This window comes from Streptomyces sp. NPDC043680, assembly GCF_056436685.1.
This window is the reverse complement of record NZ_JBWKCE010000006.1, coordinates 157,109-180,205: the sequence shown is the minus strand read 5'-3', so window position 1 is coordinate 180,205 and position 23,097 is coordinate 157,109. Positions and strand designations below refer to the sequence as shown.

Here is a 23,097-nt window from a genome sequence, read left to right as displayed (position 1 = left end):
CACTATCTGAGGAGCCGCCTGATGTCCGACTTCGTACCCGGGCTCGAAGGGGTCGTCGCGTTCGAAACCGAGATCGCAGAACCGGACAAGGAAGGCGGATCGCTGCGCTATCGCGGCGTCGACATCGAGGACCTGGTCGGCCACGTCTCCTTCGGGAACGTGTGGGGCCTGCTCGTCGACGGGGCGTTCAACCCCGGCCTGCCGCCCGCGGAGCCGTTCCCGATCCCGGTGCACTCCGGTGACATCCGCGTCGACGTGCAGTCCGCCCTCGCGATGCTCGCCCCCGTGTGGGGCCTGAAACCGCTGCTCGACATCGACGAGCAGACCGCCCGCAACGACCTGGCGCGGGCCGCCGTGATGGCACTGTCGTACGTCGCCCAGTCCGCCCGCGGTCAGGGCCTGCCGATGGTTCCGCAGAGCGAGATCGACAAGGCCGAGTCCGTGGTCGAGCGGTTCATGATCCGCTGGCGGGGCGAACCGGACCCGAAGCACGTCAAGGCCGTCGACGCGTACTGGACCTCGGCCGCCGAGCACGGGATGAACGCCTCGACGTTCACCGCGCGGGTGATCGCCTCCACCGGCGCCGATGTGGCGGCCGCCCTGTCGGGTGCCGTGGGCGCGATGTCCGGGCCGCTGCACGGCGGCGCGCCGTCCCGCGTGCTCGGCATGATCGAGGAGATCGAGCGCACCGGCGACGCCGTGGCGTACGTGAAGAAGGCCCTGGACAAGGGCGAGCGGCTGATGGGCTTCGGGCACCGGGTGTACCGGGCCGAGGACCCGCGCGCCCGCGTGCTGCGGCGTACCGCGAAGGAGCTGGACGCCCCGCGCTACGAGGTGGCGGCCGCGCTGGAGAAGGCCGCGCTGGAGGAGCTGCACGCCCGCCGCCCCGACCGCGTGCTCGCCACCAACGTGGAGTTCTGGGCCGCGATCATGCTGGACTTCGCCGAGGTCCCGGCGCACATGTTCACCTCGATGTTCACCTGTGCCCGCACCGCCGGCTGGTCGGCGCACATCCTGGAGCAGAAGCGCACGGGCCGCCTGGTGCGCCCCTCGGCCCGCTACATCGGCCCGGGCCGGCGCGACCCGCGCGAGATCGAGGGCTTCGCGGACATCGCCAAGACGGCCTGACCCGTCCCCTCCGCTGGAGGCCGCAGGGCGCCGCACCCCCAACGGGGTGCGGCGCCCTGTGCCGTGTGCGCCCCGGCTTGCCGGGTACGGCTCGGGTGGCGTACGGCTCAGGCGAGGACGGTGTCCAGGATGCGGGTCCACTGGGCGACGACGCGGGCGCGGCGGGTGCCGTCGTCGGTCAGGACGTTGGCGAGGCCGAGGCCGCGGGCCATGTCGAGGAAGCCCTGCACGGTCTCCCTTACGCCCGGGACGGATTCGTCGGCGCCCAGGAGCTCGACGGCGATGCGGTGGGTCTCGCGGCCCACGCGCGCCTCCAGTTCGACCACCTGGGGGCGCAGCTGTTCCTCGTTGGAGGCGGCGACCCACAGTTGGAGGGCGGCCCGGAAGAGGGCGCCGGTGTAGAGGTCGACGAGGGCCCTGACCACGGCGGGGCGGGCCGCCGGACCGGCGTGGAAGAGCTCGCGCAGGGCGGTGGAGCGTTCCTCGGCGACGTAGGCGACGGCCGCGGTGAACAGGGCCTCGCGGGTGGGGAAGTGGTACTGGGCGGCGCCGCGGGAGACACCGGCGCGTTCGGCGACGACGGCGACGGTGGAGCCTGCCCAGCCCTGTTCGGCCAGGCAGGAGACGGCCGATTCCAGGAGGTGGCGGCGGGTGACGCGGCTGCGGGCCTGCTTGGGGCCGGTCACGGGCTTCGCGTCGGTCACAGGGCCCATGAGGGGTCCCGGCGCTCGAAGCGGGCGGTGATGCCCTCGCGGGCCTCGTCCGAGGCGAAGTGGCGGGCGGACAGCTCCGCCAGCGCGTCTCCGTCCCGGTCCAGAGCGGCCCGCAGCGGCGCGGTGACCAGGCGCTTCGTCTCGGCCAGGGCCTGCGGGCCGGCCTTGCGCAGCCCGGTGAGCACGGGCGTGAGCACCTCGTCGACGTCCTCGCCGTGCAGGGTGAGCAGCCCGATCCGGGCGGCTTCGGCCGCGTCGAAGACCTCGGCGGTCAGCAGGTAGCGGCCGGCAGCGCGCGGGTCCAGGCGGGGCAGCAGCGGCGCGGAGATGACGGCCGGGACGACCCCGAGGTGGGTCTCGGTGAAGGCGTACGAGGACTGCGGCCCCGCGGCGGCGATGTCGCAGGCGCCGAGCAGGCCGAGCCCGCCCGCCCGGACGTGACCGGTGACGCGGGCGACGACCGGCCGGGGCAGTTCGGCGATCTCGCGGAGCAGGGCGAGGAAGTCGGCCGGCTGGCACGGGGACTTGAGGTCGGCGCCCGAGCAGAAGGTGCTGCCGGTGTGGGTGAGGAGGACGGCCCGGACCGCGGGGTCGGCGGCCGCCGCGGCGAGGGCGGCGCGCAGCTCGCCGACGAGGCCCGCGGACAGCGCGTTGCGGTTGCCCGGGGAGTCCAGGGTGAGGGTGGTGATACCGGGCGGATGCGCTGCCGGCTCGACGCGGACCAGGGGGGACATGCCGTTCTCCTCCGGAGGGTTGTACGGGTGGTGCGGGGCGTCGGCCACCGGGCGGCGGCCGACGCCCGGGGCTCAGTACGACTTGGGCAGGCCCAGGGTCTGGTGCGAGACGAAGTTGAGGATCATCTCGCGGCTGACGGGGGCGATGCGGGCCACCCGGGAGGCCGTGATGAGGGAGCCCAGTCCGTACTCGCGGGTGAGGCCGTTGCCGCCCAGGGTGTGGACGGACTGGTCCACTGCCTTCACGCAGGCCTCGGCGGCAGCGTACTTGGCCATGTTCGCCGCCTCGCCCGCGGCCGTGTCGTCGCCCGCGTCGTAGAGGTGGGCGGCCTTCTGCATCATCAGGCGGGCGAGTTCCAGGTCGATGTGGGCGGCCGCGAGGGGATGGGCGATCGCCTGGTGGGCGCCGATCGGCTCCTTCCAGACCTGGCGGGTGCGCGCGTAGTCGACGGCCTGGGCGAGCGCGTACCGGCCCATGCCGATGGCGAAGGCGGCGGTCATGATGCGTTCGGGGTTGAGCCCGGCGAACAGCTGGAGCAGGCCTGCGTCCTCGTCGCCCACCAGGGAGTCGGCGGGCAGCCGTACCTCGTCCAGGACGAGTTCGAACTGCTTCTCGGCTGCCTGGAGTTCCATGTCGATGACGGAGCGGGAGAAGCCGGGGACGTCGCGGGGGACGATGAACAGGCAGGGCTTGAGGCGTCCGGTGCGGGCGTCTTCGGTGCGGCCGACGATGAGGGTGGCGTCGGCGATGTCCACACCGGAGATGAACACCTTGCGGCCGCTGAGCACCCATTCCTGTCCGTCGCGGCGGGCGGTGGTGGTGATGCGGTGCGAGTTGGAGCCGGCATCGGGCTCGGTGATCCCGAAGGCCATCGTGCGGCTGCCGTCGGCGAGGCCGGGGAGCCAGGCCCGCTTCTGCGCCTCGGTGCCGAAGCGGGCGATGACCGTGCCGCAGATGGCCGGTGAGACCACCATCATCAGCAGGGGGCAGCCCGCGGCGCCCAGTTCTTCGAGGACGATGGACAGTTCGGCGATGCCCCCGCCCCCGCCGCCGTACTCCTCGGGGAGGTTGACACCGAGGTAGCCGAGCTTGGCGGCGTCGGCCCACAGCTCGTCGGGGTGGCCGCCCTCGCGGGCGACACGGGCGAGGTAGTCGCGCCCGTAGCGCCGGCCGAGGGCGGCGACGGCGGCCCGCAGGGCCTTGTGGTCTTCGGATTCCATGACGGGGCTGGCGGCGGGGCTCATGCTGGCGGTTCCTCCTGGACTACGGCGAGCAGGGCGCCGAACTCGACCTGGTGGCCGACGGCGGCGTGGAGCGCGGTGAGCGTGCCGGAGGCGGGCGAGACGATGCGGTGCTCCATCTTCATGGCCTCCAGCCACAGCAGGGGCTGCCCGGCGGTGACGGGCGTGCCGGGGGTCAGGCCCTCGGCGACGCGGATGACGGTGCCGGGCATGGGGGCGAGCAGGGAGCCGGGGTCGGTGCGGGCTCGGGGGTCGGCAAACCGGGGGACGGGGGTCAGGGTGCGCGCGCCCGGCGTGGGGGTCCCCCCGCCGAAGGCAGGGGCGGAGTCCACGTAGGTCTCCTCCCCTCCCGGTCCTTGGGTGTTCGATTTGCGTTTCACGTGGAACGTCCGCCGGACACCGTCGACTTCGAGGGTGACGCGTTCCCGTTCGACGGAGAGGACGCGAACGCCGGGCTGGTCCACGAGCTCCGGGGGGCCGTTACGAGCGGGGCGGTAGCGAACCTCGTACGGGGTTCCGCCCGCGCTGTAGCAGCGGCTCTGCGGCTGGGAGCGGAGGTTGCGCCAGCCGCCGAGGCGGGCGGCGAGCGGGGCGCCGGGGGCGGGCGCGGCATCGGCGAGGGCGGCGGCGACGGCGGCCAGGGCGGTGGCCCGCTCGGCGCCCGGGGCGGGCGCGGTGAGGGCGGCCAGGTGCCGCTCGTAGAAGCCGGTGTCGACGCGGCCGGCCGCGAACTCGGGGTGGTGCAGGGAGCGTACGAGCAGTTCGCGGTTGGTGAGGAGCCCATGGATCCGGGCTCCGGCCAGGGCGTGGGCGAGGGCCCGGACCGCCTCGGCTCGGGTCGGGGCGTGTGCGACGACCTTGGCGAGCATCGGGTCGTAGTGGATGCCGACCGTGTCGCCGTCGGTGAAACCGGTGTCCACGCGGACGTCGCCGGAGACGGCGAGGGTGTGCAGGACACCGGTCTGGGGCCGCCAGTCGCTGCCCGGGTCCTCGGCGTACAGGCGGGCCTCCACGGCATGGCCGGCGGGCTCCGGAGGCGTGAGGGGCAGCGGCCTGCCCTCGGCGATCCGCAGCTGGAGGGCGACCAGGTCGAGGCCGAAGACCGCCTCGGTGACGGGGTGTTCCACCTGCAGGCGGGTGTTCATCTCCAGGAAGTACGGGCGCCCGTCGGCGGCGACCAGGAACTCGACCGTGCCCGCGCCCTGGTAGGAGACGGCCCGGGCGGCGGCCACGGCCGCCTCGTGCAAGGTGGCGCGCAGGGCTTCGGGAAGGCCGGGCGCGGGGGCCTCCTCGATGACCTTCTGGTGGCGCCGCTGCAGGGAGCAGTCCCGGGTGCCGAGCGCCCAGACCGTGCCGTGGCCGTCGGCGAGGATCTGCACCTCGACGTGGCGGCCGCGCTCGACGTAGGGCTCGGCGAAGACCTCGTCGTCGCCGAAGGCGGACCGGGCCTCGGCAGCCGCGGCGTCCAGCTCGGCCTTGAGCTCGGACAGCTCGCGGACGATGCGCATGCCCCGCCCGCCGCCGCCCGCGGCGGCTTTGAGGAGCAGCGGCAGGTCCGCGGCGGTGGCGTGCGCCGGGTCCACGGGGTCGAGGAGCGGGACCCCGGCGGCGCGCATCAGCTCCTTGGCCCGGGTCTTGGAGGCCATGGCCTCGATGGCCTCGGGCGGCGGGCCGATCCAGACCAGGCCCGCGGCGAGTACCTCGCGGGCGAAGTCGGCGTTCTCGGAGAGGAAGCCGTAGCCGGGGTGGACGGCGTCCGCGCCCGCGGCGAGAGCGGCTTTGACGACCAGGTCGCCGCGCAGGTAGGTATCGGCGGGGGCGGCCCCGGGCAGGCGTACGGCCGCGTCCGCCTCCCGTACGTGCAGGGCGCCCGCGTCGGGGTCGGAGTGCACGGCGACGGTCGCCAGGCCGAGGGCGCGGGCGGTGCGGAAGACGCGGACGGCTATCTCGCCGCGGTTCGCGACGAGGACCGAGGTGATCAGCTGGGTCATGTGCGGGCTCACATCCGGAAGACGCCGAAGCCGCCGCGGGCGCCCTCGACGGGGGCGTTGTGGACGGCCGACAGGCACAGGCCGAGGACGGTACGGGTGTCGCGCGGGTCGATGACCCCGTCGTCGTACAGCCGCCCGGACAGGAACATCGGCAGGGACTCGGACTCGATCTGCGCCTCCACGAAGGTCCGCATCCCCGCGTCCGCCTCCTCGTCGTACGGCTGTCCCTTCGCGGCGGCGGACTGCCGCGCGACGATGGAGAGCACGCCGGCGAGCTGCTGGGGCCCCATGACGGCGGATTTGGCGCTGGGCCAGGCGAAGAGGAACCGGGGCTCGTAGGCGCGGCCGCACATGCCGTAGTGGCCGGCGCCGTAGGAGGCCCCGATGAGCACCGAGAGGTGCGGGACGCGGGAGTTGGAGACCGCGTTGATCATCATCGCGCCGTGTTTGATGATGCCGCCCTGCTCGTACTCCTTGCCGACCATGTAGCCGGTCGTGTTGTGGAGGAAGAGCAGCGGGATGTCGCGCTGGTTGGCGAGCTGGATGAACTGGGCGGCCTTCTGCGACTCGGCGCTGAAGAGCACGCCCTGCGCGTTGGCGAGGATGCCGACCGGGTAGCCGTGGAGGGTGGCCCAGCCGGTGACCAGGCTGGTGCCGTACAGCGGCTTGAACTCGTCGAAGTCCGAGGCGTCGACGATGCGGGCGATGACCTCGCGGGGATCGAAGGGGGTCTTCAGGTCGGCCGGGACGATGCCGAGGAGTTCCTCCGGGTCGTACGCCGGCTCCTGGGCGCGCGGCGGATCCGGGTGCGGCTTGCGGTGGTTGAGGCGGGCCACGACCCGGCGGGCCTGGCGGATCGCGTCGTGCTCGTCGAGGGCGTAGTGGTCGGCGAGGCCGGAGGTGCGGGCGTGCATATCGGCTCCGCCGAGGGACTCGTCGTCGCTCTCCTCGCCCGTGGCCATCTTGACCAGGGGCGGACCGCCGAGGAACACCTTGGACCGGTCCTTGATCATGATGGTGTGGTCGGACATGCCGGGGACGTACGCGCCTCCGGCGGTGGAGTTGCCGAAGACGACGGCGATGGTGGGGATGCCGGCGGCCGAGAGCCGGGTGAGGTCCCGGAAGATCGCGCCGCCCGGGATGAATATCTCCTTCTGGGAGGGGAGATCGGCGCCGCCGGACTCGACGAGGCTGACGCAGGGCAGGTTGTTCTGCCGGGCGATCTCGTTGGCCCGCAGGGCCTTCCTGAGGGTCCAGGGGTTGGACGCCCCGCCGCGGACGGTGGGGTCGTTGGCGGTGATCAGGCACTCGACGCCCTCGACCGTGCCGATGCCGGTGACCATGGAGGCGCCGACGGGGTAATCGCTGCCCCAGGCGGCCAGCGGGGACAGCTCCAGGAACGGGGTGTCCGGGTCGAGGAGCAGCTCCACCCGCTCGCGGGCGAGGAGTTTGCCGCGGGTCCGGTGGCGGGCCGTGTACTTCTCGCCGCCGCCGAGGAGGGCCTTGGCGTGTTCGGCATCGAGCTCGGCGAGGCGTTCCCGCGCGGCCGCGCGGGCGGCGGCGAACTCGGGGGCGTGGGGGTCGACGGTGCTGGTGAGACGGGTCATGGGCCGGTCCCCTCCGGGGCGGGCAGCAGGTGGACGGGGATGTCGAGGTGGCGGGCGCGCAGCCATTCGCCCAGGGCTTTGGCCTGGGGGTCGAAGCGGTGGGCGGAGGCGACGCCGGCGCCGAGGATGCCGGTGACGGTGAAGTTCAGGGCCCTGAGGTTCGGCAGGGCGTGCCGCTCCACGGGCAGGCCGCGGGTCTCCGGGAGCAGTTCCTGGAACACCTCTGCGGTGAGGGTGCGGTGGAGCCAGTCCCAGGCCGGGTCGGTCTCGACCCAGATGCCGACGTTGGCGTCGCCGCCCTTGTCCCCGCTCCGAGCCCCGGCCACCGCCCCCAGGGGGGCGCGGCTCACCGGCCCTGCGGGGATCGCCCCCTCCCCGCCCTTCCCCGGAGCCGGGGGCTGCGGCCCCGGGCGCCGCTCCGGGGGCTCCGCCCCGGGGCCGACGGGGGCTCCGCCCCCGGACCCCCGCGCTTCACCCGCCGGCGGGGCGGAGGCGGAGGCTCGGGCAGCCGGGATCATCCGGCGGGTGCCGTCCGGGAGGACCGCCACGTGCGGGACCTCGTCGGCCGGGACCGGGGCCGAGGTGAAGACCCCGTACGGCTGGGCCGGGCCCGGCGGGGCCGTGACGTGGAACCCCGGGTAGCTGCCCAGGGCGAGCTCGACGGCCGCCGAGGTCAGCTCGCGGCCCACCCGCTCCGGCGAGGGGTCCCGGACCACCAGCCGCAGCAGCGCGCTCGCCGTTTCCTGCGTCGGGGCGTCCTCGTGGTCCGTGCGGGCCAGGGTCCAGGCGACCGAGGAGACCGGTGCCAGCGCCTCCGCCATCTGCGCCCGCACGAGGGCCGCCTTCGCCTCGATGTCGAGGCCGGTCAGGACGAAGACCACCTCGTTGCGCCAGCCCCCGATCCGGGTGACCCCCACCTTCAGGGTGGAGGGCGGCGGCTCGCCCACCGCGCCCGAGATCCGCACCCGGTCGGGACCCGCCTGGGTCAGGCGGACCGTGTCCAGGCGCGCCGTCACGTCGGGGCCGAGGTAGCGCACGCCCTGGGTCTCGTAGAGGAGTTGGGCGGTGACGGTGCCGACCGAGACCACCCCGCCCGTACCCGGGTGCTTGGTGATCACCGCCGTGCCGTCCTCGGAGATCTCCGCCAGCGGGAAGCCTGGCCGACGGACGTCGTGCCCGGCGAAGAAGGCGTAGTTCCCGCCGGTCGCCTGGGTCCCGCACTCCAGGACGTGGCCCGCGACCACCGCCCCGGCCAGCCGGTCGTAGTCGTCCGGCGCCCAGTCGAACCACCAGGCCGCCGGCCCGCTGACCAGGGCCGCATCCGTGACCCGGCCGGTGACGACCACGTCCGCGCCCTCCCGCAGGCAGGCGGTGATGCCCGCGCCGCCGAGATAGGCGTTCGCGGTCAGGGCCCCCTCCGCCCCGGCATAGGGCATCAGGTCGTCGCCCTCGACGTGGGCGACCGCGACCGGCACCCCGACCTCGGCCGCCAGCGCGCGGATCGCCCCGGCCAGCCCCGCCGGGTTCAGTCCGCCCGCGTTAGCGACGATCCGTACGCCCCGCTCGTGCGCCAGGCCGAGGCCTTCCTCCAGCTGGCGCAGGAAGGTCTTCGCGTAGCCGAGGTCCGGGTTCTTCAGCCGGTCGCGTCCGAGGATCAGCATGGTCAGCTCGGCCAGGTAGTCCCCGGTCAGTACGTCCAGCGGTCCGCCGGTCAGCATCTCGCGCAGGGCGTCGAAGCGGTCTCCGTAGAAGCCGGACGCGTTCCCGATCCGCAGCGGACGACCGGGCACCGGGCGACCGGGCAACAGGCGACCGGGCACCGGGGGACGGGTCACCGCGCGTCTCCCGGTGCGCGGCCCGGGCCCGCCGGCCCCGCGAAGGCCTGGGCGATGTCCAGCCAGCGGTCGGCGTCGGGGCCGGTCGCCGTCACGCCCAGGTCGCCGCGGTGGGCCCGCTGGGTCACCAGGAGGCAGAAGTCGAGCGCCGGGCCGGTGACCCGCTGCGCGGCGTCCTCCGGGCCGTACGACCAGAACTCCCGGCCGTCCGGGGAGCGCAGTTCCACCCGGAACTCCTCGGCGGGAGCGGGCAGTCCCCGTACGGCGAACGCGTAGTCCCGGGCGCGTACGCCGATCCTGGCCACGTGCCGCAGCCGCGCGGTCGGGGTGCGGCGGACGCCGAAGGCGTCCGCGACGTCCTGGCCGTGCGCCCAGGTCTCCATCAGCCGGGCGCTCGCCATCGAGGCGGCCTTCATCGGCGGCCCGAACCAGGGGAAGCGGATGTCCGGCGAGGCTGCGGCGAGTGCCGCGTCGAGCGCCGTACGGGTGGCCCGCCAGCGCTCCAGCAGCTCGCCGGGCGGCAGCGCCGCGCCCTGCGCCGCGCCCTCGTCCACGAAGGTGTCCGGCGCCGCGAGGGCCGTCTCGGTCAGGCGGGCGAAGCCGGGGGCGTCGGTGAGGGAGAGCAGCGCGGCCCGGTCCGTCCAGTGCAGGTGGGCGATCTGGTGGGCGACGGTCCAGCCCGGGGCGGGGGTGGGGCGGGTCCAGTCCTCCTCCGGCAACCCCCCTACGAGGCGGTCGAGTTCGAGGCTCTCCTCGCGCAGATCGGCACGGACGGCGACGGCGGACGGATCGGGCACTGCGTGCTCCCCTCTCGGCGTGAGGGAAGACTGGCAGCCCGCCGTAAAACAATCAAGCATGCTTGCATGATTTGGCCGCCCAACCGCCGCCTTCCCGCCACCCGCCCCCACCGGCGCCCTCGGACGCCCGCTTGCCGTCCGGCCGCGGACCCGGCAGGTCCGACCCCCGGTCGCCCCGCTCACCATGCCGGGCGCTTCAGGCCGTACCTCCCCAACTCGCCAGGGATCACCGGATGTCGCACCGATACTGAACGCTTCGTCCCCCCACCCCGGGCAAGCCGACGAAGAGGATGAACCGACGTGACTGACGTGACCGGCAGGAACCCAGCCGCCTTCTCCCTCTATCCCGAGCTCGACGCGACCACCCTCACCGCCTTCCTCACCGCCTTGGAGAGCGGCGACGTCACCGGCCTCGCCCCGGCCCGCGCCGCCGAGATCGCGGACGTCCGCTCCGTCGCCGTCTTCGGCCGCGTCAAGGTCGCCGGCGCCGACGGGGACCTGCTCGACGCCGCGCTGTGGCGGCACACCGGGGTCCAACCGCGGCCGGTGATCGTGATGCCCTCGCCGTGGACGCACCACGGCTGGCTCCCCTACGTCGTCCAGGCGAGCATCTTCGCGGCCCGCGGCTACAACGTCCTCGCCTACAGCGCCCGCGGCTTCGCCGGTTCCGAGGGCCAGGTCGACGTGGCGGGCCCGCTCGACGTCGCCGACGGCAGCCGGGCCCTGGACCACCTCATCGAGCGCACCGCCGGGCCGGTGACCAGGATCGGCTTCGTCGGTGACTCGTACGGCTCCGGCATCGGCCAACTGGTCGCCGCGCACGACACCCGCGTCGACGCGGTGGTCGCCCTCAGCACCTGGGGCGACCTCGGCGAGGCCTTCTACGAGAACCGGACCCGCCACGTCTCCGCCGTGGAGGCACTGCTGCGCGCGGCCTCGAAGGCACGGCTGAGCCCGCAGACCCAGAGCGTGTTCGAGAACGTCCTCGCCAACCGCGACGTCCGGGGGACCCTGCGCTGGGCCGAGCAGCGCTCCCCGTACAGCCACGTCAAGGAGCTCAACCGCCGCCACGTGGCCGTCTACTTCGCGCAGGCGTGGCACGAGACGCTCTTCCCGAACAACCAGTCGCTGAAGATGTTCAACGAGCTGACCGGCCCCAAACGCCTCGACTTCTCCATCGGCGACCACTCCGGGCCGGAGATGACGGGCGTGATCGGGCTGCCCAACCGGATCTGGACCAACGCCCACCGCTGGCTGGACCACCACCTCAAGGGCATCGACAACGGCATCGCCGACGAGGGCCAGGTGCTCGCCGAGGTCATGTGGAGCCGGGCCCTGGAACCCCGCCCCACCTGGCCCTCCGTCACCGAGGACGTACGCCGTCTGCACCTGGCCGGGACCGGCGAGCTCACCGACGCCGCCGACGCCGGCTGGAGCGCGAGCGTCCTGTGCGGGGTGGACACCCCCGCCACGGTCGCCGACGCGGTCGTGCTCTCCGGGTACGACGAGATCGCCGGCCGCCCGAAGACCTACCGGACCGGTGACATCGACCGCTCCGTCGCCGCCGTCTGGGCGGCCGACCCGGAACCGGAGACCACCCGCCTGCGCGGCATACCCCGGCTGCGCGTGACGTACCGGGCCGCGAACTCCAAGTCCACCTTCGTCGCGTACCTGCTCGCCGTCGCACCCGACGGCACGGGCCACCTCGTCACGCACGCCCCGTACACGGACCTCGACTCACCGCCCGACAGCCTCGTCCGCGCCGACATCGAGCTCCAGGCCACGGCGTACGACGTCCCGCGCGGGCACCGGCTGATGCTGGTGATCGACGCCCGCGACCCCTTCTACGGCGACGCCAACCTGCCCCGCGCGACGCTCGCCTTCACGTCCCCGGAGACCACCCCGTCCTACCTGGACCTGCCGCTCGGCTAGGCCGGGCCCCCGTCCCGCCGGCCCCCCGTACCGGCGGGACGGAACTCACGACGTACGGGCCAGGTCCATCGTCCAGTTGAGGAGCCAGCGGTCGTCCTCGTCCACGGAGAAGTACTGCTCCCACCGGGCGGAGTCCGCCGTGATGTCCCGCCACACGAACCGCACCCGGACCGCCTTGCCCTCGTAGGTGTCCTCGCCCTCGAAGACGCCGGTACCACCGCGGAACCCGCCGACCACCGGCGGGAAGAGGGTGCCCGTGCGCCCACTGGCCCAGTACAGCGACCACTGCTCCCGCTCGGGGTCGTAGAGGCGCAGGGTGAGCCCGGCGAAGCCCTTCGTCGGGAACTCGATCTCGTCGAAGCTCGCGTGTCCGTCGAAGTGGCGCGATGCGCGGGACACCGCCGGGAACTCCTCCCACGCACTGTCCGCGTCGAGGGGGTCGGTACGGCGGCGGTTGGTGACGTCCCAGGTGCCGAGCAAGAAGTCGAAGTCGTTCATGCCGCGAACCTAAGAGCCCTCCCCTGACATCCTGTGTCAGTGAAGTCCAGCCGACTCCTCTCGATGCTCCTCCTGCTCCAGACCCGCGGGCGGATGACCGCCGCCGAACTCGCCGCCGAGCTGGAGGTGTCCGTACGCACCGTCTACCGCGACGCGGAGGCGCTGGCCGCGGCGGGCGTACCGCTGTACGGGGACGCCGGCCACAGCGGCGGCTACCAGCTGCTCGCCGGCTACCGGACCCGCCTGACCGGACTGAACTCGGGCGAGGCGGAGGCCCTGTTCCTGACCGGCATGCCGGGCCCCGCGGCGCAGCTCGGCCTCGGGCCGGCCCTGTCGGCAGCCCAGCTCAAGCTGCGCGCCGCCCTGCCGCCCGAGCTGCGGGAGCAGGCCGACCGGATGCGCCTGCGCTTCCACCTGGACGCCCCGGGCTGGTACGCGGAGCACGAGGACACCCCGTACCTCGCCCAGGTCGCGGACGCGGTCTGGCGCGGCCGGGTGATCGAGGTCCGCTACCGCCGCTGGAAGGAGCCGCGGGAGGTCGACCGGCGCCTGGCCCCGTACGGGCTCGTCCTGAAGGCGGGCCGCTGGTACCTGGTGGCCGCACCCGCCCAGGCCGAGCCGCGCACCTACCGCGTGGACCAGATCCTGTCGGTCACCGAAACCGAGGAACGCGCCGAGCCGCCGCACGGCTTCGACCTGGCGGCCCACTGGCACCGCACCCAGACCGACTTCCACGCCCGGCTGTACCCGGAGGAGGCCCTGGTACGCCTCTCCCCCCGCGCCGCCGCCCGGCTGACCGGCGCCCAGGCCCGCGCCCTGACCGCCACGGCCGAACCGGACCCGGACCTCCCGGGCTGGACCCGCGCGGTCCTCCCGATCGAGTCCCACACCCAGGCCCAGGAGCAGTTCCTGTCCCTGGGCCCGGACGCAGAGGTCCTGTCCCCGCCACCCCTGCGAGCCTCCATCCGCGCAGCCCTCACCACCATGACGGCCCGCTACACCTGAGGCGCCCACGGGCGGGGCAGGTGGTGCGTCCGTCCCTGCGGGTGGGGTCAGGCGTCTGCCGGGCGGGGCTGGGAGCGGACCGCGCCCATGGAGGCTGCGATCACCAGGGCGATCGCCGCCGCGTCCAGGGCGGACAGTGCCTGGTGGAGGAGGAGGAAGCCAGCCGTGGCGGCGATGGCCGGCTCCAGGCTCATCAGGATCGCGAAGGTCGGGGCCGGCAGCCTGCGCAGGGCCAGCAGCTCCAGGGTGTACGGCAGGACCGACGACAGCACGGCGACCCCGACGCCCAGCGCCAGCGTGCTCGGCACCAGCAGCGCCGAGCCCGCTTCGTACACGCCCAGCGGCAGCGACAGCACCGCCGCCACCGCCATGGCCAGGGCGAGGCCGTCCGCCTGCGGGAAGCGGCGGCCGGTACGGGCGCTGAAGAGGATGTACGCGGCCCACATCGCGCCCGCTCCCACCGCGAGGGCCGCGCCCAGCGGGTCGAGGCCGCCGAAGCCGCCTCCGCCGTGGCCGGCCAGCAGCCCGACTCCGCCCAGCGCGAGGACCGCCCACAGCAGGTTCACCAGGCGTCGCGAGACGAGCACCGACAGGGCCAGCGGGCCGAGCACCTCCAGGGTGACGGCCGGGCCGAGCGGAATGCGGTCGATGGCCTGGTAGAAGAGGCCGTTCATCCCGGCCATGGTGATGCCGAAGGCCACGACGGTGCCCCAGTCGGCCCGCGAGTACCCCCGCACCTTGGGGCGGCACACGAGCAGCAGGACCAGCGCGGCAGCGGCCAGCCGCAGGGTGACCACGCCCGCCGCGCCCGCCCGCGGCATCACCAGCACGGCGAGGGCGGCCCCGAACTGCACCGAGACCCCCGCCGCGATCACGAGCGCGACCGGACCGAGCCGGGACGGGCTCACGGCAGGCTCCGCGGAGGCGGAACCGGAACCGGTGGAATCGGACGCCGAAGCGGACGGCGAACGGGTCGCAGAAGCGGAAGCGGAGGGAGCGGGCACGGGTGCGGGCATGAATCCAGACTAAGGGGTCTGTAAGACCCGTTCACCGATGTCCTGCCTTACAGCCCCTCCGCCAGCACCTCCGCCAGGTGTGCACCCCGGCCCCCCGCCAGCTGGGTGATCTGCGTGCGGCACGAGAAGCCGTCCGCCAGGACCACCGCGTCGGGCGGCGCCCCGCGCAGGGACGGCAGGAGCTGTTCCTCGGCGCAGGCCACCGACACCGCGTGGTGGCCCGGCTCGAAGCCGAAGTTCCCGGCGAGGCCGCAGCAGCCGCCGCTGAGCTCCCCCGTCAGGCCGGCCCGTTCGCGGAGCCTGCGGTCCGCCGCATCACCGAGCACGGCGTGCTGGTGGCAGTGGGTCTGGCCGACCACCGGCCGGTCCAGCCGGGGCGGCTGCCAGTGCGGGGCGTACTGCTCCAAGGTCTCCGCGAAGGTTCGGACGGCCGCCGCCAGGCGGGCTGCCCGGGGCTCGTCGGGCAGGAGGGCGGGGAGGTCGGTGCGCAGGGCGGCCGCGCAGCTGGGTTCGAGGACGAGGACGGGCGCCTCGACCTCGCCCACCGCGTCCAGTGTGCGGGTGAGGACCCGGCGGGCCCGGTCGAGGCGGCCGGTGGACAGGTAGGTCAGCCCGCAGCAGACTCCCGCCGGGGGTACGGCCACCTCCAGTCCCGCCGCGGCCAGGACCCGGACGGCCGCCCGTCCGGCCTCGGGGGCGAGGTACTCCGTGAAGGTGTCCGGCCAGAGGGTCACGGTGGCGGCGGGGCCCTGCGGGCGGCTCTCCCCACCCCGCCGCTCCCCGAAACCGGGGCCGCGCCCCGGACCCCGCGCCCCGCCCGTCCGCGCGACCGCACGGCTGCGCCGCCACCACCGCGTGAAGGGCTCCGCCGCCAACGGAGGCAGCCGCCGCTCCGGCGCCAGCCCCACCAGCCCCGCCAGCCATGCCCGCCCCGCCGAGCCCACCGACCGCCTCCCGGTCACCAGCTCCGCCTGCCCAGCACCCACGCCCCCCGACCCGGCATCCCCAGGCCCCGCACCGCCCGGCTCCGCACCGCCCGACCCCCCACCCCCCGGTCCCGGCACCCCGCCGGCCAGCCGCCCCAGCCCGTTCACCAGCCCCGCCGCCCGCACCGCGGAGATCGCCCGGAGCCAGCGCGGCAGGCCGCCCAGCGTGTAGTGGGAGAGCGGCCGGATGCGGCCCGCCCAGTGGCGGTGCAGGAACTCCGCCTTGTACGCCGCCATGTCCACGCCCACCGGGCAGTCGCTGCGGCAGCCCTTGCAGGCCAGGCACAGGTCCAAGGCCTCGGCGACCTCCGCCGAGCGCCAGCCGTCCGGCAGGATCTCCCCGGCCAGCATCTCGTGCAGCAGCCGGGCCCGGCCCCGGGTGGAGTGCCGCTCCTCCCCCGTGACCCGGTACGAGGGGCACATCACCCCCGGCCCCCCGACCTCCGTCGTACGGCACTTCGCGACGCCGACGCACCGGGCCACCTCCGCCGCCTGCGGCGCGGCCATCGGCAGCACCGCGAAGCGGAGGTTCTCGTCGAGCCGGGCCGGCCGCACCAACATCCCCGGGTTCATCCCGCCCGCCGGGTCCCACACGTCCTTGTACGCGCCGAACAGCCGCACCACCTCGGGCCCGTACATCCGCGGCAGCAGCTCCGCCCGCGCCTGCCCGTCCCCGTGCTCCCCCGACAGCGAACCGCCGTGAGCCACCACCAGCTGCGCCAGTTCCTCCGAGAAGGCCCGGAAGCGGGCCACCCCGCCCGCCGTCACCAGGTCGAAGTCGATCCGCACGTGCACGCAGCCCTCCCCGAAGTGCCCGTACGGGGTACCGCGCAGCCCGTGCACCGCCAGCAGCGCCCGGAACTCCCGCAGGTAGGCGCCCAGCCGGGCGGGCGGGACCGCGCAGTCCTCCCATCCCGGCCAGGCCATGCCGCCCCCGGGCAGCCGGGTCGCCGTGCCCGCCGCGTCCTCCCGGATCCGCCACAGCGCCCGCTGCCCCGCCGGGTCCGCGACCACCACCGCGTCGAGCGCGTCCGCCGCCCGTACGAGGGCGCGCGCCGCCCCCTCGTCCCGCATCTCCGCGAACAGCCAGGCGCCGCCGCGCGGCAGGGCCGACGCCGCGCCCCGCACCAGGTCCTGGGCCATGCCCTCCACCGTGAGCGGGGCGTAGCCGAGCAGGCCCGCGGCCGCGTCGGCGGCGGCGCTCTCGTCGGCGTACCCGAGCACCGCGAGCACCGGCGCGCGCGGCGCCTCCACCAGGCGTACGACCGCCTCGGTCACCACCCCCAGCGTGCCCTCGCTCCCGCAGAAGGCCCGGGCGAGCTGCACGCCCCGCTCGGGCAGCAGCGCGTCCAGGCCGCCGTATCCGGAGATCCGCCGGGAGAACCCCCCGGACATCCCCGTCCGCAGCACCGCCAGGTTCCCCGCGACCAGCTCGCGCAGCCCGTCGGGAGCCCCCGCCCAGCCGGTGCCGATCCGGTGGACCGCTCCCCCGTACGCGGCCACCTCCAGCTCCGCCACGTTGTCCGCGGTGGTGCCCCAGGCCACCGAGTGGGCGCCGCACGCGTTGTTGCCGATCATCCCGCCGAGCGTGCAGCGGGAGTGCGTCGAGGGGTCGGGGCCGAAGACCAGCCCGTACGGGCGCACCGCCTCCTGCAGCCGGTCGAGCACCAGCCCCGGCTGGACCACGGCGGTCCGGGCCGCCGGGTCCACCGACACCACCGCGTCCAGGTGCCGCGTCAGGTCCAGCACCACCCCCACCCCGGTGGCCTGGCCGGCGATGGAGGTGCCGCCGCCGCGCGGGACGACCGGGACCCCGGCCTGCGCGCACACCCGCAAGGCCGCCGCCACGTCCTCGGCGTCGCGCGGACAGACCACCCCGAGCGGGACACGCCGGTAGTTCGACGCGTCCATCGTCACGAGGGCGCGCGCCGCCGCGCCGAAGTCCACCTGCCCGCGCAGCTCGGCCCGCAGGGTCCGCTCCAACTCCCCGGAATCCGTCACCCGTCCACCTTGCCCCGGACACGCGCGTCTCATCCGGTGGACGCGCCTCCGGGCCGCGGACCTGGACCGGATACGCTCCGCTCGTGGCTGAGATCCAGATTCCCGCTGACATCAAGCCCGCCGACGGACGCTTCGGCGCGGGCCCCTCCAAGGTGCGGACCGAGGCGCTGGACGCCCTCGCCGCCACCGGTACCTCCCTGCTCGGAACCTCGCACCGCCAGGCCCCGGTCAAGAACCTGGTCGGCTCGGTACGCCAGGGCATCCGGGACCTCTTCTCGCTGCCCGAGGGATACGAGGTGATCCTGGGCAACGGCGGTTCCACCGCCTTCTGGGACATCGCGACCGCCGGGCTCATCGAGCGGAAGTCCCAGCACCTGACCTTCGGCGAGTTCTCCTCCAAGTTCGCCAAGGCCGCGAAGCTCGCGCCGTGGCTGGAGGAGCCGTCCGTGATCTCCTCCGAGCCGGGCACGCACCCCGAGCCGGTCGCCGAGGCGGGCGTGGACGTGTACGCGTACACCCACAACGAGACCTCGACGGGTGTCGCGGCCCCCATCAAGCGGGTCGCGGGCGCCGACGCCGGTTCCCTCGTCCTGGTGGACGCCACCTCGGGCGCCGGCGGTCTGCCGGTGGACATCACCGAGACCGACGTCTACTACTTCGCCCCGCAGAAGTCCTTCGCCTCCGAGGGCGGTCTGTGGCTGGCGGCGTTCTCCCCGGCCGCCCTGGAGCGTGCCGCACGCGTCCACGCGTCCGGCCGGCACGTACCGGAGTTCTTCTCGCTGCCGACGGCGATCGACAACTCGCTGAAGAACCAGACCTACAACACCCCCTCGCTGTCCACCCTCTTCCTGCTGAACGAGCAGCTGGAGTGGATCAACGGCCAGGGCGGCCTGGACTGGGCGACGGCCCGTACGGCGGCCAGCGCGCGGAACCTGTACGGCTGGGCGGAGGCGTCGAAGTACGCGACCCCCTTCGTCGTGGACGCCGACAAGCGCTCCGCCGTCATCGGCACGATCGACTTCTCGGACGACATCGACGCGGCGGCCGTGGCCAAGGTGCTGCGCGCGAACGGCATCGTGGACACGGAGCCCTACCGCAAGCTCGGCCGCAACCAGCTGCGGATCGCGATGTTCCCGGCGATCGACCCGGCGGACGTGCAGGCGCTGACCGCCTGCATCGACCACGTGATCGAGAAGCTCTGACCGGGAAGTCCTGAAACCCCGGCGCGACCCCCGGCGCAGCCCCTGACCGGAAGGCCCTGACCGGTCGGGACCCGCGTACGCAGCCCCCGGCGACCTCGGTCACCGGGGGCTCCGTCGTTCCCGGACCGCACGCGATACGGTCAAGACCTCGGCATTCGGTGAATGCAGTACAGCTTGGAGGCAGCGGCGTGAGCGTGCGAGTGACGGCGGCCCAGGGCGGCGCGGACCCCTTCGGCACGGCCCGGTTGCGGCGCGGGGTGCTCGACGCGTGGGGCGCGGGCCCGGCCCGGTTCCGGGAGGACGCCAACGCCGAGGAGGACCTGGCCCTCGGCGGCTACCGCGACCGGCTCGTCGTGGAGCTGGCGCAGAACGCCGCAGACGCCGCCGCCCGGGCCGAGGTGCCCGGCCGGCTGCGGCTGACCCTGCACTCCGGCGAGGTCGGGCATGCGGTGCTGGCCGTCGCCAACACCGGTGCCCCGCTGGACGCGGCGGGTGTGGAATCGCTGAGCACCCTGCGGGCGTCCGCCAAGCGGGAGCCCTCCGCCCCGGGCGGCGCCGCGGACACGGTGGGCCGCTTCGGCGTCGGCTTCGCGGCCGTGCTGGCGGTCTCCGACGAGCCCGCCGTACTGGGCCGGCACGGCGGGGTCCGCTGGTCCCTGGCCGAGGCCCGTGAACTGGCCCGGGAGGCCGCCAACGGCAGCCCCGGACTCGGTGACGAACTGCGCCGCCGCGACGGCCACGTGCCGCTGCTGCGGCTGCCGCTGCCCGCCGAGGGCAGCGCGCCCGAGGGCTACGACACCGTCGTCGTCCTCCCGCTGCGCGACGCCGCCGCCGAGGACCTGGTGCAGCGCCTCCTCGACGGCATCGACGACGCCCTGCTGCTGACCCTGCCCGGCCTGCACGAGATCGTCGTCGAGACCCCGGCCGACGGCACCCGCACGCTCCGCCGCCGCACCGAGGGCGCGTACACCGTCGTCGAGGACTCCGCCGGCGGCACCCGCCGCTGGCGCACCGTCCGCCACACCGGCCCCATCGAGCGGGCGCTGCTCGCCGACCGGCCGGTGGAGGAGCGGCTGCGGCCCGTCTGGACGGTGTCCTGGGCCGTGCCCGTCGACGCCGAGGGCGAGCCCCGCCACCCCGCCACCGCGCCCGTGGTGCACGCGCCGACGCCGACCGACGAGCCCCTCGGCATCCCCGCGCTGCTCATCGCGACGCTGCCGCTGGACACCGCCCGCCGCCACCCCGCGCCGGGGCCGCTGACCGACTTCCTGGTGGAGCGCGCGGCCGACGCGTACACCGAACTGCTGGGCTCCTGGGACCCGGTGACCACCGCGCTCGTCGACCTCGTACCCGGGCCGCTCGGCAAGGGCCCGCTGGACGGGGCCCTGCGCGCGGCCATCCTCCGGCGGCTGCCGCGCACCGCCTTCCTCGAACCGGCGGCCCCCGCCGAGCATGCCGAGGAGCGCACCGCCCTGCGCCCCTTCGAGGCCGAGGTCGTCGAGGGCGCGGGCACCGACACCGTACGCGTCCTGGCCGAGGTGCTGCCGACCCTGCTGCCCGCCGGGCTGGAGCGCCGCGCCGAACTGCGGGCGCTCGGCGTGGGCCGGCTCCCGCTGGGCGACGCCATCGAGCGGATCGCGGGCATCGAGCGCACCCCCGACTGGTGGCACCGGCTCTACGACTCGCTGGCCGGGGTGGATCCGGACCGGCTCTCCGGCCTCCCGGTGCCGCTGGCCGACGGCCGGACCACGATCGGCCCGCGGCACGTCCTGCTGCCCGACGCGGACACCCCGGCGAACCTGGCCCGGCTCGGCCTGAAGGTGGCGCACCCGGACGCGGCGCACCCGCTGCTGGAGAAGCTGGGCGCGCTCCCGGCGACCCCGCGCGCGGTGCTGACGACCCCGCAGGTCAGGGCCGCCGTCGCCGCGTCCCTGGACGCCGGGGAGATCTGGGACGAGGACGCGCTGGATCCCGACGAGCTGGCCGAGGTGGTGCTCGGGCTGGTCCGCGACGCCGATCTCGCCCCGGGCGACGAGCCGTGGCTGGGCGCGCTGGCCCTCCCCGACGAGGACGGCGAGCTCACGCCGGCGGGCGAGCTGCTGCTGCCCGGCTCCCCGCTGGCCGCCGTGATCCGCGAGGACGAGGTCCCGTACGTGGACGCGGAGTTGGCCGAGCGGTGGGGCGCCCAGCCGTTGACGGCCTGCGGGGTGCTGGCCTCCTTCCAGCTGGTCCGCGCCACCGACGTGGTCCTCGACCCGGACGAACTGGAGCCCCGCGAAGGCGACTTCGCCGAACCGGACGACGTCGGCCTGCTCGACGCGGTCGACGTGTGGTGCGAGGACGTGCTCGACCAGCTCCCGGACACCCCGCTGCCGCCGGTCGCCACCGAGATCGTCGCCGTACGCGATCTCGACCTGGTCGACGACGACTGCTGGCCGCAGGCTCTGGCCATGCTCGCCCAGCCCCCGCTGCGCGACGCCCTGACCCAGCCCGTACGGGTCCTGCTGCCGGACGGCACCACGCAGTCGGTGCGCCCGTACACCGCCTGGTGGCTGCGCGACCACCCCGTGCTCGACGGCCGCCGCCCGGCCGGCCTGCGGGCTGCGGGCGGTGACCCGCTGCTGGCCGGTCTCTACACCTCGGCGGACGCCACCGGCTTCGAGGACGAGCAGGTCCTGCGGGCGCTCGGCGTACGCACCACCGTGGCCGCCCTGCTGGACGAGCCCGGCGGCGCGGCCGAGCTGCTGGGCCGGCTGGCCGACCCGGACCGGGAGGTGACCGACCGCCAGCTGCACGCCCTGTACGGGGCGCTGGCCGATCTGGACCCCGAGCAGGTCACCCTGCCCGACGAGCTGCGGGCGGTGGTGGACGGGGGGATCCGGGTGGTGGACGCGGTCGACGCGGTGATCGCCGACGCCCCCGACCTGCTGCCGCTGACCGCCGGGCTGCCGCTGCTGCCCGTCGCCCCCGACCGCGCGGCCGACCTCGCGGACCTGCTGCAGGTGCGCCGCCTGTCGGATTCGGTCCCGGCGGAGGTCACCACCCCGGGTGAGGAGCACGAGGTCCCCGATTCGGTCCTGCTCCTGCTCGGCCCGGCCACGCCCCGGACGTACGTCGAGCACGAGGAGCTGATCGCGGGCGGCGTGGAACTCGACTGGCGGCTCACCGGGGACGGTGTGCTGCACGCCTCCACCCTGGAGGGCGTGGCGGCGGGCTTGGCCTGGTCGGCGAGGCAGTGGCCGCGCCGCTTCGAGGTCGCGGCCCTCCTGGAGGACCCGTCCCGCACGGCCGAACTGGCCCGCGACCGCTGGTTCGACTGACCCGTCCGGGGCGGGCGGGCCCTACGGGGCCTCGGCCGGGGTGAGCAGGGCGTCGGCCACCGCGGTCCGCGCGTAGAGCATGGAGCGACCGTTGCGGTGCGCGGTGACCAGGCCCGCGTTCCGCATCGCCGTCAGGTGCTGGGACACCCCGGCCGCCGACAGTCCGCACTGCCGGGCGAGCTGGGTGGTCGAGGCCGGGGTGTCGAGTTCGGTCAGGAGCAGCGCACGGGAGCGGCCGATGACGGCCGCGACGGCTTCGGCGGCGGCCCCGCCGGCGCGCGGCTCCCACAGCGTGCCGATCCCGCGGGCGGGATACGCCAGTTGCGGCGCCTCGCTCACCACCGTCCGGGTCAGCACGCGCGGCCAGGCGAAGACCGAGGGCACCAGGAGCAGCCCCGGCCCCGCCTGTTCCCGGGTCGGGTGGCAGTGCCGGCGGAGCAGGCGCAGGGTGCCCTCGTCCCACCGTACGGAGGCGTGCAGTTCGTTCAGGACGTGCGCGGAGCCGTGCTCGGCGACCTGCCGGGCCCGGTGGAACAGGTCGGCCTCCAGGAGCCGGCGGATGCGGGCCCAGTAGGGGGCGAGCGCGAGCTCCCAGTACGTCTCGATCTCCGCGGCCACCTTCTCCAGCGCCGCCTCCGGCTCCTCGTGAAGCTGCTGCAGACGGACCCGGCCGGCTCCCCCCTTGGCCTCCAGGGTCCGCAGGTCCGCGCGTACCCGGTCGGCGGGGGTGCGGCGGATGACGGCCAGCTCGGCGGAAACGTCGGGGAACGGCCCGGCCGGAGTGGGGGTGAGGAAGTCGGCCAGGTATCCCCGGCCCGGGATCAGATCGGCCAGCCAGCCCCGGTCCAGACCCGCGCGCAGCAGCCGGGGCCGCACCTGCGCGGCCCAACGGCGGTGCAGCGGCGGCTCGGCGGGGTCGCCCAGCAGACGGAAGCTGGTGACGACCTCCCACATCGGCGAGACCGCGAACCGGGTCTGCGCCAGGTCCGTCGCCGAGAAGCTCAGTCCCGATTCCCTGTCCACGGGGTCCCCGCCCTTCCATGTCCCGGGCTGCCGATGCCCGTTGGATTCGGTCTGAGCTTAATCACTA

The 23,097-nt window shown here is 74.8% G+C and carries 16 protein-coding genes; 5 read left to right on the top strand and 11 right to left on the bottom strand.

Translation table 11 applies throughout. The features are described 5' to 3' along the window. Nucleotides 1–21 precede the first annotated feature (21 nt). Nucleotides 22–1,128, top strand: coding sequence for a citrate synthase 2 (locus AC0666_RS15795; RefSeq protein ID WP_361714354.1), 1,107 nt, complete (start codon nucleotides 22–24; stop codon nucleotides 1,126–1,128). A gap of 107 nt (nucleotides 1,129–1,235) precedes the next feature. Here AC0666_RS15795 and AC0666_RS15790 read toward each other — a convergent pair whose 3' ends face one another. The 7 genes from AC0666_RS15790 to AC0666_RS15760 all read right to left on the bottom strand — a co-directional run bounded on the left by AC0666_RS15790 (nucleotide 1,236) and on the right by AC0666_RS15760 (nucleotide 10,047). Further along, nucleotides 1,236–1,841 (bottom strand): TetR/AcrR family transcriptional regulator, encoded by a 606-nt coding sequence (locus AC0666_RS15790; RefSeq protein ID WP_478707754.1) that lies wholly within the window; start codon nucleotides 1,839–1,841, stop codon nucleotides 1,236–1,238. After that, complete coding sequence (locus tag AC0666_RS15785; protein ID WP_468970162.1) at nucleotides 1,829–2,575, bottom strand: enoyl-CoA hydratase family protein; 747 nt, start codon at nucleotides 2,573–2,575, stop codon at nucleotides 1,829–1,831. The genes AC0666_RS15790 and AC0666_RS15785 overlap by 13 nt, the downstream gene beginning before the upstream one ends. 72 nt (nucleotides 2,576–2,647) lie before the next feature. After that, entirely contained in the window at nucleotides 2,648–3,820 is a 1,173-nt protein-coding gene (locus AC0666_RS15780; protein ID WP_478707753.1) for an acyl-CoA dehydrogenase family protein, read from the bottom strand. Further along, the gene (locus tag AC0666_RS15775; RefSeq protein WP_478707824.1) at nucleotides 3,817–5,799 is read right to left on the bottom strand and encodes an acetyl/propionyl/methylcrotonyl-CoA carboxylase subunit alpha; all 1,983 of its coding nucleotides are present in this window, start codon (nucleotides 5,797–5,799) and stop codon (nucleotides 3,817–3,819) included. The genes AC0666_RS15780 and AC0666_RS15775 overlap by 4 nt, the downstream gene beginning before the upstream one ends. Before the next feature lie 17 nt (nucleotides 5,800–5,816). Beyond that, the gene (locus AC0666_RS15770; RefSeq protein ID WP_478707752.1) at nucleotides 5,817–7,415 is read right to left on the bottom strand and encodes an acyl-CoA carboxylase subunit beta; all 1,599 of its coding nucleotides are present in this window, start codon (nucleotides 7,413–7,415) and stop codon (nucleotides 5,817–5,819) included. After that, nucleotides 7,412–9,133 (bottom strand): acyclic terpene utilization AtuA family protein, encoded by a 1,722-nt coding sequence (locus AC0666_RS15765; RefSeq protein ID WP_478707823.1) that lies wholly within the window; start codon nucleotides 9,131–9,133, stop codon nucleotides 7,412–7,414. The genes AC0666_RS15770 and AC0666_RS15765 overlap by 4 nt, the downstream gene beginning before the upstream one ends. Before the next feature lie 113 nt (nucleotides 9,134–9,246). Next, nucleotides 9,247–10,047: a TIGR03084 family metal-binding protein gene (locus tag AC0666_RS15760; RefSeq protein WP_468970176.1), complete on the bottom strand. Its 801-nt coding sequence runs from the start codon at nucleotides 10,045–10,047 to the stop codon at nucleotides 9,247–9,249. Nucleotides 10,048–10,347: 300 nt separating this feature from the next. Here AC0666_RS15760 and AC0666_RS15755 point away from each other — a divergent pair, with 300 nt between their 5' ends. Next, the gene (locus AC0666_RS15755; RefSeq protein WP_478707751.1) at nucleotides 10,348–11,979 is read left to right on the top strand and encodes an alpha/beta fold hydrolase; all 1,632 of its coding nucleotides are present in this window, start codon (nucleotides 10,348–10,350) and stop codon (nucleotides 11,977–11,979) included. 45 nt (nucleotides 11,980–12,024) lie between these two features. On the opposite strand, the gene AC0666_RS15750 is transcribed toward AC0666_RS15755, so the two are convergent. Beyond that, nucleotides 12,025–12,477 (bottom strand): hypothetical protein, encoded by a 453-nt coding sequence (locus tag AC0666_RS15750; protein WP_468970180.1) that lies wholly within the window; start codon nucleotides 12,475–12,477, stop codon nucleotides 12,025–12,027. Nucleotides 12,478–12,516: 39 nt separating this feature from the next. Between AC0666_RS15750 and AC0666_RS15745 the strand changes: the two genes are divergently transcribed. Next, complete coding sequence (locus AC0666_RS15745) at nucleotides 12,517–13,482, top strand: helix-turn-helix transcriptional regulator (protein WP_478707750.1); 966 nt, start codon at nucleotides 12,517–12,519, stop codon at nucleotides 13,480–13,482. A gap of 47 nt (nucleotides 13,483–13,529) precedes the next feature. On the opposite strand, the gene AC0666_RS15740 is transcribed toward AC0666_RS15745, so the two are convergent. Together AC0666_RS15740 and AC0666_RS15735 are read right to left on the bottom strand one after the other, a co-directional pair. Next, on the bottom strand, nucleotides 13,530–14,498 hold the full coding sequence (locus AC0666_RS15740; protein WP_468970186.1) for an EamA family transporter: 969 nt from the start codon (nucleotides 14,496–14,498) through the stop codon (nucleotides 13,530–13,532). Nucleotides 14,499–14,545: 47 nt separating this feature from the next. Further along, nucleotides 14,546–17,518 (bottom strand): FAD-binding and (Fe-S)-binding domain-containing protein, encoded by a 2,973-nt coding sequence (locus tag AC0666_RS15735; protein WP_478707749.1) that lies wholly within the window; start codon nucleotides 17,516–17,518, stop codon nucleotides 14,546–14,548. Between the two features lie 50 nt (nucleotides 17,519–17,568). On the opposite strand from AC0666_RS15735, the gene serC reads away from it, so the two are divergent. Both serC and AC0666_RS15725 read left to right on the top strand, forming a co-directional pair. Further along, nucleotides 17,569–18,687, top strand: coding sequence for a phosphoserine transaminase (serC, locus tag AC0666_RS15730; protein WP_468581714.1), 1,119 nt, complete (start codon nucleotides 17,569–17,571; stop codon nucleotides 18,685–18,687). A 188-nt stretch (nucleotides 18,688–18,875) separates the two neighbouring features. Further along, complete coding sequence (locus AC0666_RS15725) at nucleotides 18,876–22,007, top strand: sacsin N-terminal ATP-binding-like domain-containing protein (RefSeq protein WP_468970192.1); 3,132 nt, start codon at nucleotides 18,876–18,878, stop codon at nucleotides 22,005–22,007. A gap of 21 nt (nucleotides 22,008–22,028) precedes the next feature. Here AC0666_RS15725 and AC0666_RS15720 read toward each other — a convergent pair whose 3' ends face one another. After that, complete coding sequence (locus tag AC0666_RS15720; protein ID WP_478707748.1) at nucleotides 22,029–23,030, bottom strand: ArsR/SmtB family transcription factor; 1,002 nt, start codon at nucleotides 23,028–23,030, stop codon at nucleotides 22,029–22,031. Between the last annotated feature and the right edge of the window lie 67 nt (nucleotides 23,031–23,097).